The organism is Kribbella sp. NPDC026596, assembly GCF_040638415.1.
Classification (GTDB): Bacteria; Actinomycetota; Actinomycetes; order Propionibacteriales; family Kribbellaceae; genus Kribbella.
Map to the genome: position 1 here is coordinate 108,899 of NZ_JBEZYF010000015.1, position 12,998 is coordinate 121,896.

At 69.2% G+C, this 12,998-nt stretch carries 14 protein-coding genes; 6 read left to right on the top strand and 8 right to left on the bottom strand.

Annotated elements, in window-relative coordinates; all coding sequences use genetic code 11:
- Positions 1–118: 118 nt before the first annotated feature.
- The 3 genes from AB0E63_RS15275 to AB0E63_RS15285 all read right to left on the bottom strand — a co-directional run bounded on the left by AB0E63_RS15275 (position 119) and on the right by AB0E63_RS15285 (position 1,524).
- A complete protein-coding gene (locus AB0E63_RS15275) occupies positions 119–373 on the bottom strand; it encodes a hypothetical protein (protein WP_360365721.1) in 255 nt (84 codons plus the stop codon).
- Between the two features lie 108 nt (positions 374–481).
- Positions 482–955 (bottom strand): SAV_6107 family HEPN domain-containing protein, encoded by a 474-nt coding sequence (locus AB0E63_RS15280; RefSeq protein WP_360365723.1) that lies wholly within the window; start codon positions 953–955, stop codon positions 482–484.
- The gene (locus AB0E63_RS15285) at positions 952–1,524 is read right to left on the bottom strand and encodes a DUF6504 family protein (RefSeq protein WP_360365725.1); all 573 of its coding nucleotides are present in this window, start codon (positions 1,522–1,524) and stop codon (positions 952–954) included. The genes AB0E63_RS15280 and AB0E63_RS15285 overlap by 4 nt, the downstream gene beginning before the upstream one ends.
- A 343-nt stretch (positions 1,525–1,867) precedes the next feature.
- On the opposite strand from AB0E63_RS15285, the gene AB0E63_RS15290 reads away from it, so the two are divergent.
- On the top strand, positions 1,868–2,416 hold the full coding sequence (locus AB0E63_RS15290; protein ID WP_360365727.1) for a DM13 domain-containing protein: 549 nt from the start codon (positions 1,868–1,870) through the stop codon (positions 2,414–2,416).
- A 10-nt stretch (positions 2,417–2,426) separates the two neighbouring features.
- A complete protein-coding gene (locus tag AB0E63_RS15295) occupies positions 2,427–2,897 on the top strand; it encodes a YbaK/EbsC family protein (RefSeq protein WP_360365729.1) in 471 nt (156 codons plus the stop codon).
- On the opposite strand, the gene AB0E63_RS15300 is transcribed toward AB0E63_RS15295, so the two are convergent.
- Both AB0E63_RS15300 and AB0E63_RS15305 read right to left on the bottom strand, forming a co-directional pair.
- Positions 2,890–3,621 carry a nucleotidyltransferase domain-containing protein gene (locus tag AB0E63_RS15300; protein WP_360365731.1) on the bottom strand — a complete coding sequence of 244 codons (732 nt, stop codon included), beginning with the start codon at positions 3,619–3,621 and terminating at the stop codon, positions 2,890–2,892. The two genes, AB0E63_RS15295 and AB0E63_RS15300, sit on opposite strands and share 8 nt — an antisense overlap.
- A gap of 10 nt (positions 3,622–3,631) precedes the next feature.
- Positions 3,632–5,554: an N-acetylmuramoyl-L-alanine amidase gene (locus AB0E63_RS15305; RefSeq protein WP_360365733.1), complete on the bottom strand. Its 1,923-nt coding sequence runs from the start codon at positions 5,552–5,554 to the stop codon at positions 3,632–3,634.
- A gap of 172 nt (positions 5,555–5,726) precedes the next feature.
- Between AB0E63_RS15305 and AB0E63_RS15310 the strand changes: the two genes are divergently transcribed.
- The 3 genes from AB0E63_RS15310 to AB0E63_RS15320 all read left to right on the top strand — a co-directional run bounded on the left by AB0E63_RS15310 (position 5,727) and on the right by AB0E63_RS15320 (position 9,941).
- Positions 5,727–6,338, top strand: coding sequence for a DUF4126 domain-containing protein (locus AB0E63_RS15310; protein WP_360365735.1), 612 nt, complete (start codon positions 5,727–5,729; stop codon positions 6,336–6,338).
- On the top strand, positions 6,338–7,645 hold the full coding sequence (locus AB0E63_RS15315) for an NAD(P)/FAD-dependent oxidoreductase (RefSeq protein WP_360365737.1): 1,308 nt from the start codon (positions 6,338–6,340) through the stop codon (positions 7,643–7,645). The genes AB0E63_RS15310 and AB0E63_RS15315 overlap by 1 nt, the downstream gene beginning before the upstream one ends.
- A gap of 91 nt (positions 7,646–7,736) precedes the next feature.
- Entirely contained in the window at positions 7,737–9,941 is a 2,205-nt protein-coding gene (locus AB0E63_RS15320) for a UvrD-helicase domain-containing protein (RefSeq protein WP_360365739.1), read from the top strand.
- On the opposite strand, the gene AB0E63_RS15325 is transcribed toward AB0E63_RS15320, so the two are convergent.
- Together AB0E63_RS15325 and metF are read right to left on the bottom strand one after the other, a co-directional pair.
- Positions 9,938–10,468: a histidine phosphatase family protein gene (locus tag AB0E63_RS15325; protein WP_360365741.1), complete on the bottom strand. Its 531-nt coding sequence runs from the start codon at positions 10,466–10,468 to the stop codon at positions 9,938–9,940. The two genes, AB0E63_RS15320 and AB0E63_RS15325, sit on opposite strands and share 4 nt — an antisense overlap.
- Before the next feature lie 4 nt (positions 10,469–10,472).
- Entirely contained in the window at positions 10,473–11,390 is a 918-nt protein-coding gene (gene metF, locus AB0E63_RS15330) for a methylenetetrahydrofolate reductase [NAD(P)H] (protein WP_360365743.1), read from the bottom strand.
- Positions 11,391–11,457: 67 nt separating this feature from the next.
- Between metF and AB0E63_RS15335 the strand changes: the two genes are divergently transcribed.
- Entirely contained in the window at positions 11,458–12,528 is a 1,071-nt protein-coding gene (locus AB0E63_RS15335) for a polyprenyl synthetase family protein (protein ID WP_360365745.1), read from the top strand.
- Here the strand turns inward: AB0E63_RS15335 and AB0E63_RS15340 are convergent.
- Positions 12,525–12,944 (bottom strand): helix-turn-helix domain-containing protein, encoded by a 420-nt coding sequence (locus AB0E63_RS15340; protein WP_360365747.1) that lies wholly within the window; start codon positions 12,942–12,944, stop codon positions 12,525–12,527. The two genes, AB0E63_RS15335 and AB0E63_RS15340, sit on opposite strands and share 4 nt — an antisense overlap.
- Between the last annotated feature and the right edge of the window lie 54 nt (positions 12,945–12,998).

Below are 12,998 nucleotides of genomic sequence, written 5' to 3' on the forward strand. Positions count from 1 at the left end.
ACCCTAAAGCCCCCCAGGCCCACCCAGCCAAGAAGAACCCAGCCACCGAACACCCGACCGGACGCCGCACACCCTGTCCCACCACCCGAGCCGAGGCTCTGGGTGAAGAGTTGATGGGTTAGCCGGGGTGGGGGGTGGTTGGGTCTGTGGGGGTGAGGGGTTCGAAGGCGGTGCCGTTGCAGCTCGGGCAAGGGGTGCCGGCTTGGGTGCCGGAGCCGGCGCAGGTGGTGCAGAGGCCGTCGTGCCAGGACTCTTCGGTCAGGGAGTGGTGGGGGCGTGGGTAGTGGGTGTCGGGGAGGTAGCACTCGGCGCCGGTGATGGCGTGGACCCGACCACACAGGTCTTTGCCGATGCCTCTGGGAAGTTCTGTCACGGGGTGGGTCTCCTGCTCGCCGACTGGGTCAGCTGACTTGCGTCCGGGGTTGGTGTCCTACGTGCCGCTGGATCGGCTGGCATGCGGGGTGGGTGTCCGCCGGCTGGGTTAGCTGGCTTGCATCCAGGGTTGGGTGAGGACTGACTGGGGGTCGGTGGTGGCTGTGAGGGCGGGGGTGGTGGAGAGGCGGAGGCTGGCTTCTACCTGGGTGTAGAAGGTGTCGACGGCTCGGACCAGGTCGTCGGCCTCGCGGGTCGTGACGGCGCGCTCGAGGCCTGCCTCGGCGGCCGCGCGCTGGGAGGCGCCGGCGGCGAAGAACGTGGCCCACTCGCCGAACTCCGGCGCGACCTCGGCCAGCAGCACCCACGCGTTGCGCTGGACCCGGCGGCGGCTGCCTGAGCGGACCGGGCGGGCGCGGACGGCGAGGACCGCGGCCGCGACCCGGAGACCCGCGACGTGGGCGCTCGAGTAGCGGATCAGGTGGTCGCTCGTCTCCATCGCCTCGGCCAGCGCGGCGCGCGCCCGGGACAGCTCCCGGCTCGCCGCGCCCGCAGCCGCCGGGGAAACCGGTGAAACAGTCATCGGTCCGTCACCCTTTCCAGTTGCCAGCGGCCGGAGTCCGGGTCATGCGCGAGATCGAACAGCTCTTGCCGACCGTGCCGGCCACACCCCGCCTCTACCCGGTACACCGAGCGCCGCGGTCCCCAGTCCGCATCCAGTACGCCGACTGCCGCCGGACTCCCCGACAGCCCACGGGCCGGCTCCGCACTGGCTGTATCCGCGCACAGCTCCGTGGAGGCGCTCCCGGCGGGCGCGAGCGCCGCACTCCCGCCGGGAGCGAGCGCGGAGACACAGTCGGCGAGCGAACGGGGGCTCGCCGACGCAGCCGCGAGCGGGCGACCGGAGTGGGCGGCGCCGCGAGCAGGAGCGGTGGTGTGGGCTCGCTCGGCGTGGGTCCAGTGGTCGGCGTGGCCGTCGTACGTCAGGCCGGCGCCGATGATGCCGCGTTCCCACCAGGCGGCCGTTTCGGTCCAATGGGACTGGACGGAGCAGACGCGCCACAGGCGGCCGCGCCAGAGGAACTGGTCCGGGGTCTCGGTGCCGTCCACAACCACCGAGTGCACTTCGACGGCCTCGTCGAACTCCCACATGCTCCATCGCCTCCTGTGTACGAACTGCTTCCCCTGATTGACGGCTGGGTCGGAGGCCCGGCGGGTCGGCACGAGGTGGGGGTCGAGGTCCACCCCGGTGCGCGGCCCGCCGGGACCACCGGTTTCCGATGCGGCCGCAACTCCGCACCGGAGCCGTCCAGCTGTCCGCCGCACCTCAGCCCGGCCTCCCGACGAAACCGGATCTGAGGTAATCGAACATCTGTTCGAACACTGGAAGCGTATCGTCGCCCGCCGACAATCGTCAACGGCCCGTAAGCCCGGCGCGCCGTCCCGCGACCGCGAGAGCCCGCAGACTGGTGACACGGGAGCAGTGGAGGGAACGATGGCGAAGCGATGGCGGGCAGCGATGATCGCCGCGGTGGCGGTGGCCGTCGTGGTCACCGCGGTCGCGTTGCCGCTCTTCCAGCCGTGGCGGCTCGTCAACGACAAGGTCGTCGACGAGGCACTCCCCGGCGCTGCTCCGATCTCCACGCACTCATCGTCGACGACGCCACCGACAGTTTCCGTACAGCGATCAGCAGCTCTGAAGATCCTCCTGACCGGGAAGCTGATCACGCACGAACACGAGACCTCCGGCACAGTCGCAGTACTGGAACTGCCGGACGGCTCCCGCGTGCTCCGCCTGGAGAACCTGGACACCTCCGATGGCCCCGACCTCAAGGTGTGGCTGAGTGGCGCCAGGACGGTCGCCGGCAGGGCGGGATGGCATGTGTTCGACGACGGGCAGTACCGCAGTCTCGGCAGCCTGAAGGGAAACCACGGCAACCAGAACTACCCGATCCCCACCGACGTGAAGCTCGAGGACTTCCGCAGTGTCGTGATCTGGTGCGATCGATTTAACGTTTCGTTCGGTGCCGCTCGGCTCGCATAAGGTGCCAAGGGTGAGCAGTCATCCCAACGTGCAGAAGGTGGCCGACGCACTCCGCGCGGCCGGCGCCACCGGTGAGATCGTCATTCTCGACGAGGCGGTCCCGACGGCCGCGGCCGCGGCGGCCGAGCTCGGGTGCGAGGTCGGCGCGATCGCGAACAGCCTGATCTTCGACGGCGACGGCACCCCGGTGCTGATCCTGACATCCGGCGCACACCGCGTCGACACCGCGAAGGTCGCCGCCGAGCTCGGAATCGGCAAGCTCCGCCGCGCCACCCCGGAGTTCGTCAAGGACCACACCGGTCAGTCGATCGGCGGCGTCGCCCCGGTCGGTCACCCCGGCCAGGTCCCGACGTACGTCGACACCGCCCTCGAGCAGTACGCCGTCGTCTGGGCAGCCGCCGGTATCCCGCACTCGGTCTTCCCCACCACGTACGCCGAACTCCTCAGCCTCACCAACGGCACCCCGATCACCGTCAACTGAGCACCGACGGGATCGCCGTTCGGAGGAACGCCCGCGTCAGGACGCCACGGCGGTGGCGCCACCACGGCCACGTGCGGCGTGGGTGGCCGTAGCGGCGCTGGGTGATGTCCGCGATCACCGCGGGCGGGGCGCCAAGAGACGCGAGGACATCAAGTGCGGCTCGTTTGGTGATGAGGACGCCGGTTGTGAGGGTGACATGGGCGCGAGCCAAGGTGAGCAGGCTCAGATCGACCCAGATGTCGGCGTACCAGGGGGTCCGCTTGCGGGTCACCGGCAGCCAGAAGTCGCGTAAGTCGCGCCGGATGAAGGCGAAGAGCTCGTCGTCGCTGGTTGCCGGTAGCAAGGACGACGGCGGCGGGCCGTAGAGCGCAACGTTGCTCAAGGCGAGCTCTCGACGGGTCACCGGCGTCACCGGACGGTCGAAGTACCGCTCCTGGGCGAAGGTCACGTGCCTGATCGACGGGTCGGCGAGCTGGCCGGCCACCATGTAGGAGCAGTGCAGTTTGGCGGCCAGCGGCGAGGCTGCGATCAACTGCCGATGCACCTCCGCAACAGCAGGCGATGGAGGCGACGAGACCACCGCGACGACATCCAGGTCGCTTCGCCCCAACTGGTAGTCCCCCAGCGCCAGTGAGCCGTGCAGCCAGACCGCCTCGACCGCAGTGACCTGGCGTACAGATGTGACGAAGCCGTCCAGCAACTGCTGGACGGCTTCGTTGATCACACGGTCCAATCTAGATGGCGGGACTGACGTCCACGTCGGCGGCGCGTACGTACGCCATGCGGTGTCCGAACCAGATCTGGTAGTACCGGTCCTTGCCGATGACCTGGACGTGGTCGGCCGGCGGCTGCTCCGCGAACGTCACGGCCCGGTAGTAGTCCGTCTCGATGTTCAGGTCGCTGACCGGGTACGCCTGGCCCGCGCCGATCGAGTACTGCAGCGGCGTGACCGTCTGGTACGGGATGTTCGCCGGGTACGCCGCCTGCTCGGGGTAGGCACGCCCGTACACCGGCACCGAGGCCTTGCCCGCCTTCGGCTTCACCACGAGACCCGGCTTGGCGAACGCATCCGGGGTGCTGGCCGGGCTCTTGAACCAGCCCATCGCGCCCAGGTACCAGACCGCGACCCAGTCCCCTTGACGCTGCGCTACGACGTACTGCGAGCCCGCGGCGGCCCGTGAACCCATGTCGGAGACGTCAGTGGTGCCATCGCTCCCGTCCGGGTGCAGTCCGATGTCCTTGACCAGCGGAGCGTTGTCGTCAGGCGCCTGGCGCAGGTAGACGAAGTTGGTGCCCTGCGGCGTGCACGGAGTGCCCGGAGCGTCGCAGTTGTTGACTACCTGCACGTTGCCCTGGAAGCCGGGCTTGATGGTCACGATCGAGCCGGCCTTCACCGGGAAGACGTTGTGCCCGTAGATCGGCGCGCCCAGCAGGTCGAAGTAGTGCTCCCAGTCCCAGTACGGTCCCGGGTCCCAGTGCATGCCGCGCACCGTCGACGGGACCGTGCCCGGCACCTGGTCGTGGCCGATGATGTGCGCCCGGTCGAGCGGGATGTCGTTCTTGGCGGCCAGGTACTTCACCAGCTTCGCCGAGTTGCGGTACAGCGACTCGGTGAACCAGGTCGCGCCCTGAGGCGCGAAGCCCTCGTGCTCGATGCCGATGCTGTGCATGTTCACGTACCAGTTGCCGGCGTGCCAGGCGACGTCGTTCGCCTTCACGTGCTGCCACGTGTGGCCGTCGGACGACCGCATCGTGTACTGCCAGCTCACGTACGTCGGGTCCTGCACCAGGTTCAGCACACCCTGCCAGGTGCCCTCGGTGTCGTGGATGACGATGTAGTCGATCTTCCCGGTCTTCGGCCGGTTCGCGAGGTCGTGGTTGCCGTAGTCACCGGCCGTACCAAACTCCGAGTACGGCGCCGGCAGCCACTCGCAACCCAGCGACGGCGGGCACTCCACATTGGAGGTGGACGGCTTCACGCCCGCGGGCAGCGACAGCTTGCTGACCTGGGCCTTGTCCGGCGTGACCGCGACGGCAGGCATCACGACCTGCTGGCCGGTGTTCGTCGTACGGGCCGCACCGCGAGCCATGATCGAGTAGACGTCGTCGGCGAAGCCGGCCGCCGCGACCTTGTCCCCGGCCTCGGCGTACGACGCCACTGCGCCGTACCACTCGGCCGGAGAGGTCTCGGCGCCGACCGGCAGACCGAGGGACTTCTGGTACGACGCCAGCACCGCGGCACCACCGTTGATGTTGGCGGTCGTGTCGGTGCGCAGCGCGGACGCGTCGAGGCCGGTCAACTTGGCGGCCTTGTCCAGCGTCTGCAGTGAGTCGGCGGTGGCGACCTTCTGCTTGCCGGACAGGTCCGCGACCTCCGACGCGCCGAGCGCGGTGAGGTGCATGGGGCCGTAGCCGCCTGACGTGCTCGGCGCGCCACCATGGTCGTCCCAGCGGGACTCCGCGTACGACACAGCCAGCAGGACGGACTCCGGTACGCCGTACTTCGCAGCGGCCGCGCTGTACGCCGTAGCCGCGACGGCGGCCGGTGCCGGCAGAGGCGCCGCGGTGGCGGGCGGACCTCCCGACGACACGCCGGTCAAGGTAATGGGCAGCGCTACCGCAGCCAGTGCGGCGAGAATCTTCGGACGACGCAGCATGTTGTTCTCCTGAACCCAAGGGCGGGTGCCGGTCACAAAGACTGGCAGCCTAGTCACTGTGAGTCGAGGCGAGCCGGATGTCAACGGTTAACCAAAACTCACCACGAAGGGTTCGATACTGACGAAACCATGCCGCGCACGCGACGGCGACTGAGGGTTACGGAGCACGACGATGGAAGCGTTGCCGTTGGCGTTCACGACGGGCTGGGCCAGTGGCATCAATGCCTACGCCTGCGTGCTGATTCTCGGTCTGCTCGGCCGCTTCGCCGGTGCCGACGACGTACCGACCGCACTGACCACGACACCCGTACTGATCGCAGCGGGTGTTCTCTTCGCCTTCGAGTTCGTCGCGGACAAGATTCCGTATATCGACTCCGCGTGGGACGCGATCTCGACCGTGATCCGGCCGACCATCGGCGCGATCCTGGCAGCGCTGCTGTCCGGCCAGGCGAGCACCCTGCAGCAGGCCGTCATCGCGACCACTGGCGGACTGGTCGCACTGCTCTCGCACTCGGTGAAATCGAGCCTGCGACTGGCGATCAATACCTCCCCCGAGCCGGCCACCAACATCGCCGCGTCGTCCGCCGAGGACATCGCCGTCGTCGGCGTGGTGTCGCTGGCCGCGTTCCATCCGGAGGCCGCGCTGATCATCGCCGGCATCCTGCTGTTCCTCGGCCTGATCGGGGTGTACTTCGCGTTCCGCTTCATCCGGCGTGGCTACCTCCGGTTCAGGGCGTGGCGGGAGAAACGGCGCGACCCGGCGACGGGGAGCAGTGCAGTCTGATGGCCACCGTGATCGTCATCGGGTCCGGCCTGGCCGGTCTCGCCAGTGCAGTCCGCCTGGCCAAGCTCGGCCACCAGGTCACCATCTGCGAACGCGACGAGCACCTCGGCGGCGTGCTGGGCCGGGTCGAGGCGGACGGGTTCACCTGGGACGCCGGAGCAGCCAGTACGACGCTTCCGGCCGCACTGCGGGACCTGTTCCGCAAGAGCGGTCGCCCGATCGAGAGTCTGGTCCTGCTGGAGCCAGTGACCGAGCCACGACGACACATGTTCGGTGACGGCTCGGTGCTCGACCTGCCGATCAGTGATCGCGGTGCACAGCAGGAGGCCTGGACCGATCTGATCGGCGAGACCGCTGCGGAGCGGTGGACTGCCCTGGTCGACGGGTACAGCGAGACCTGGCAGATCCTTCGGAAGACGTCGCTCGAACCACCGCTGCAGGACAAGCTGCCGCTCAAGACCATCCGGTCGCTCAAGCCCTGGCAGTCGCTCGAGAAGGTCGCGCAGCGCGAGCTGACCGACGACAGAGCTCGCGCAGTACTGCGGCATTTCGCCGCTCAAAGTGGATCCGACGCGAAGCTCACCCCCGGGTACGTCGGTGTCTGGTCGTACCTGGAGCGCACGTTCGGCCGCTGGACGATTGAAGGCGGTTTCGGCGCCTTGGCGGACGCTCTGGTGCAGCGGGCGAGCGAGCGGAAGGTGACCGTCCACACCGGCGCCGAGGTGGTCGCAGTCACCACAGCCGATGGCAGTGTGACCGGCATACGGCTGGCCGACGGGTCAGAGTTGCCCGCGGACATCGTCGTGAGTGACATCGACCCGCGTGAGCTCTACGAGCACCTCGTCGATGACCCGGCGGCCAAGAAGGTGCGTAAGCGGATCCAGGCGACACACCAGGCGCAGGCGGCGTACGTCGTACACCTGGGACTCCAGGAGCCGGTGCCGAGCCTGCCGTTCGAGACAGTGCTGCACGGTACTCCGACAGTCGTCGTCCGGACCGGTGGACTGGCGCCTGCCGGGCATCAGGCGTGGTCCGTACTGGTCCACGGCTACCCGACGGACGACGTACTGGACCTGCTTGTCGCGCGTGGGCTGCCTGTCCGGGACAAGGTGGTGTCGCGGCAGACGTCGCCGTCCTGGTGGGCCGGTGTGGCCTGGGAGGGCTACCGGACCGCCCGCCGCCGCGCGTCCAACGTGTCCCCGGTCAAGGGCCTGTACTGCGTCGGCGCGGGGGCTCACCCCGGTTCCGGCGTCCCCGCGACGACGCTCGGCGCCGCGATCGTGGCCGACGCCATCGGGAAGGCCTGAGACCGGTCTGGGGTTGAGATAACAGGCGCACTAAGATTGATCGTTCCTGTGTTCCGTGTCGGGAAGGTGCCCGGCAGTAGAGAGGACCTCGGTGGATCAAACCCCCACGCCGGCCGATCATGAGAACGTCGAGCGGGCTGAGCTGGCGGCTGAGCAACAACACGTCGACCGGGTGTACGACCGGGTCGCGGAGGCCGCCCGATCGGCGTCACGTATCGCGGTCGAAGGGCACCAGCGCGCACAAGCACAGAACGTCGGCCGGGTCCGCGAGGAAGAGCAGACCGGCCTGTACGAGCGCGACGTGCTGGTGTTCGCCGCGGCCCGCCGGATCGCCGAGCTCGACGCCGAGCACGAAGGCCTGGTCTTCGGCCGGCTCGACTCCGACCATGGTGACGTCGAGCCGGCCGCCGAGGCCGCAGCGGACCTCGAGAAGCTGTACGTCGGCCGGATCGGCGTCCGGGACGCGGAGTACGAACCGCTGGTAATCGACTGGCGCGCGCCGGCGGCGGAACCGTTTTACCGCGCCACCTCGACGGACCGACTGAAGGTCGTCCGGCGTCGGGTGCTGCGCAACAAGGGCCCGCGGATCGTCGGGCTCGAGGACGACCTGCTGGCGCCGGAGCGTGCGCCCGAGGACCTGCCCGTGATGGGCGAGGGCGCGCTGATGGCGTCCCTGTCGCGGGCCCGCGGTCACACGATGCGCGACATCGTGGCCACGATCCAGGCCGAGCAGGACGAGGCGATCCGGGCGCCGGCCCGTGGTGTCACCGTCATCGGCGGCGGACCGGGTACTGGCAAGACGGTGGTCGCTCTGCACCGGGCGGCGTACCTGCTCTATAGCGATCGCAGGCGGTTCGAGCGTGGCGGCGTACTGGTCGTCGGGCCGTCCGCCGCGTTCATGGCCTACATCGAGCGCGTACTGCCGAGCCTCGGCGAGAACACCGTGTCCCTGCGGGCAGTGGGCGAGCTGGTGGACGGCGTCAAGGCCACTGCGGTCGACGAGGCCGATGTAGCCGCGGTCAAGGGCTCGCTGCGGATGCGCGGCGTACTGTCGCGGGCTGCGCGCGACCGCGTGCCGACTGCCCCGACCAGCCTGCGGGTGTTCATCGGCGGCGCCACGATCGAGGTGGACGCCAACCAGCTCGACAACGTACGCCGGAACGCTCTGCGCCGGACGCCTCGCAACAAGGCCGGTGCCGAGGCTCGCAAGGGTCTGATTGCCGCGCTGTGGCAGCGGTTCCCGGAAGACCTGCGGACCGGGGTCTACGGCGACCGTGAGGCCTTTGGCGACCGGGTGACCGACACGCCGGCCTTCAGGACGTTCTTCAGCCAGTGGTGGCCGGTGCTGACGCCAGAGGCCGTGCTGCGCTGGCTCGGTGACCCACGGCGGTTGCAGCGCTGGGCACGGAACGAGCTGACCCCCAGAGAGGTCGATGCCCTCGCCAGGGCGATCCGCGACACGGACGAGTTCACCATTGCCGACGTGGCGTTGCTGGACGAGCTGAGTGCGTTCCTGGGGCGTGCACCGATCACGGAGGCCAAGGACGACGAGTTCGACTGGCTGGAGGGCCTGTCGGATGGCGTCAACGAGGTGCTCACCACCTCTGAGCGGCGGGCCAGGGCCGCAGCGGCCCGTGAGGCCGAGGAGCCGGAGGAGTACGCGCACGTGTTGGTGGACGAGGCGCAAGACCTCTCCCCCATGCAGTGGCGGATGGTGATTCGGCGCGGCCCGCAGGCAAGCTGGACTGTCGTCGGCGACCCCGCCCAGAGCTCGTGGCCCGATCCGGACGAGGCCCGCGCGGCGATGGACTCGATGCTGTCGCACCTGCAGCGGCACTCGTTCCGGCTGTCCACGAACTACCGGAACTCGGCCGAGATCTACGCGTTCGCCGGCGAGGTGATCCGCCGTACCCTCCCGGACGCGGATCTGCCCAACGCGGTCCGCGGTACGGGCGTCGAACCCGAGCACCGGATCGTCGACGACGGCAAGGTCGCCGAGGCCGCGGGTGACGCGGCGGTCGAGCTGCTCCAGCTGGTCGAGGGCACGGTCGGCGTGATTGTGCCGCCGAAGCTTCGCCCGATCGTCGACCCGGTCCTGGCCGAGCTCGGCGACCCCCGCGTCGTCGCGGTCAGCCCACTGGAGTCCAAGGGCCTCGAGTACGACGCCGTCGTGGTGGTCGAACCCGACCGCATCGTCACCGACACCCTGGGCGGCGTCCGCGCGCTGTACGTCGTCCTGACCCGCGCGACCCAGCGCCTGATCACGGTCAACAGCACGACGAACTGGTTGCCCTAACCACGCGGCACGACGTATGACACCAGGTCGGCGTCGTTGGGGCCGAGGTCTGCCCAGCGGCAGGTGAGGTGGAGGACGGCGAGGCCCGAGGTCGGGTACTTCCGGGTGAGCTCGGTGCGCTCGGGGCTGGTGCCGTCCAGGGCGAGCTCGTCGGCCAGCCACGGGATGCCCGGTCCGTGGCCGATCATGATCACCGTGCGGACCTCCGCCGGGGCCTCGTGGATGACGTCCAGGAGCTCGTCGGTGTCGGCGTTGTAGATGCGCCGGTCGTACCAGACGTCGGTCGCCGTCGCCCCGCCCTGGGTGGCGCACTTCCAGGTCTCCCGGGTGCGCTTCGACGGCGAGCACAGGACCAGGTCGGCTTCGATGCCCTGGGCAACGAGATAGCGACCGGCCGCCTGGGCGTCGGCGCGGCCGCGGTCGGCCAGCGGGCGTTCGAAGTCCTCCATCGTCTCGGGCGGCACCGACTTGGCGTGCCGAAGCAGGACGAGCGTACGGTCGATGAGCAGATCCGACGGGTCAGCCATCAGGTCAGGATACGACCGACGACCTCAGGTTCAGGAAGACCTGACGGGTCGCCGTGGACCTGTTCAGAGTGATGAAGTGGATGCCGGGGGCTCCCCCGGCCAGCAACGCTTCGCACAGCTCGGTGGCGATCTCGATGCCGACCTCGCGGACTGCGGCCGGCTCGTCCTCGACCGCGAGCAGCCGGTCGGTGACCGCGGTCGGCAGCGCCATCCCGGTCAGATCGGCCATCCGCTGGATCTGCTTGATGTTGGTGACCGGCATGATGCCGGGCAGCACCGGGATGTCGCAGCCCAGGGCAGCAGCCCGCTCGACCAGCCGGAAGTAGTCGTCGGCACCGAAGAACATCTGCGTGATCGCGTAGTCGGCGCCGGCCGCGGCCTTCGCCGCGAGCACCTGCGCGTCCGCCTCCAGCGACGTCGCCTCCGGGTGCTTGTCCGGGAACGCCGCCACACCGACGCAGAAGTCGCCGAGCGACCGGATCAGCTCGACCAGCTCGATCGCATGGTTCAGCCCCTCGGGGTGGGCGAGCCACGGCTGGTTCGGACCACCCGGCGGGTCACCGCGCAGCGCCAGCATGTTGCGTACGCCGGACCCCGCGTAAGCACCGATCACCGACCGCAGCTCGTCCCGCGAGTGCGCGACACAGGTCAGGTGACCGAGCGGCGTGAGCGACGTGTCCTGCGCGACCCGCTCGGTGACCCGGATCGTCCCGTCCCGGGTCGTCCCGCCGGCGCCGTACGTGATCGAGACGAAGGTCGGGTGCAGCTGCTCGATCTCCCGGATCGAACGCCACAGCACCTCCTCGGCCTCGGGCGTCTTCGGTGGGAAGAACTCGAACGAGAACGACCGACTCCCGGAGGCCAGGAGCTCGCGGATCGTCGGCGTGTTGCCGGGAAGCGTCGAGGGAAGTCCGTTCGCCATGGCGACAGGTTACCCGCGGTGTCCCCTGCCTGATACCGCTGCGCTTGTACCGACTACGCTCCGAGACGTGTATGCCGATGTGGACATCCCGGCCGAGGTTCAGCGCGCACTGACCGGTTTCCTCGACCTGCAGGAGCAGCGACTCGCGGCGATCGGGCCGGAGCTGACCGAGCAGGTGCAGGCCGCGCGGGACGCGACCAGCGGCGGCAAGCGACTGCGGCCGTCCTTCTGCTACTGGGGTTTCCGGGCCGCCGGCGGTGATCCGGTGCAGCCGATCCTCAAGGCCGCGGCCAGCCTGGAGATGCTGCACGTCAGCGCGCTGGTCCACGACGACGTGATGGACTCCTCCGACGTACGCCGGGGCGCACCGGCTGCCCATCGCCGGTTCGAGGCGCTGCAGCGGGCGCGCTCGGAGGCGTCCGGCCGCGGTGGCGATCCGGTCAGCTTCGGGATCGGTGCGGCCATCCTGCTCGGCGATCTCTGCCTGATCTGGGCGGACGAGCTACTGCACACCTCCGGCTTCGACGCGGCCGCACTGGCTCGGGCGTCGCGGTTCTTCGACGCGGTCCGGGTCGAGGTGACGGCCGGGCAGTACCTCGATCTGGTCGCGCAGGCGAGTGGTGAGTCCGAGATGGACCTGGCCTTGCGCGTCCTGCGGTACAAGTCGGCGACGTACACGGTCGAGCGGCCGCTGCACGTCGGCGCGGCCTTGGCCGGTGCGGATCAACGATTGGTCGAGTCGTTGTCGGCGTACGGACTGCCGGTCGGTGAGGCGTTCCAGCTGCGCGACGATCTGCTCGGGGTGTTCGGCGATCCCGCGCTGACCGGGAAGCCGGCCGGTGACGATCTTCGTGAGGGCAAGCGGACGGTGCTGGTCGCGTACGCGGTCGATCACGCGTCGGAGGTCCAGCTGGCCGAGTTCGACCGGTTGTTCGGGCGGCCGGATCTGGATGACGACGAGATCCAATTGCTCCGCGAGATCCTGCAGGACTCCCGCGCGGTCCAGGCCTGCGAGGACCTGATCACCGAACGCACCGAAGACGCCCTCGACGCCCTCGACCGCGCCCCCCTGGCCGACGGCACCGCCCGAAAAGCCCTGGCCGACCTAGCGATTGCAGCTACCTCCAGGCAGCTCTAGGGCGCCGTCATCATGTCGATGAGGCGGAGGAGTTCGGCGGTGGGGGCCAGGTCGCCGAGGATGATGACTTTGAGTACGGCGCGGTCCTCGTCGTAGACGGTTTCGACGCGGAGGCGGCCGATGCCGCTCTGGTTGAGTGAGCCGATCACGTGGGTGCTGATCCGGTCGGCGCCGGCCCGGTCGATCGCGTCGATGTGCACGATGCTCGACGCCTCCACGTGCCGTGCGGTCTCGTCCACCTCGAGCGCGGCCACGGTGGTCCCGGTGAACTCCTCCAGGTCCTCGCGAGCGATCCGGTACTGCTTCCCGATCCGAACGGCTTTGAGTCGGCCGTCACGCACGTAGTTCCGGATCGTCCGGACGTGCAGACCGAGCCGGTTCGCCACCTGCTCGACCGAGTACAGCTCCTGGGGCATGCCGATCAGACTACGGCAGCTTCCTTAGAATTCCCTATAAATCGCCAGATAGGG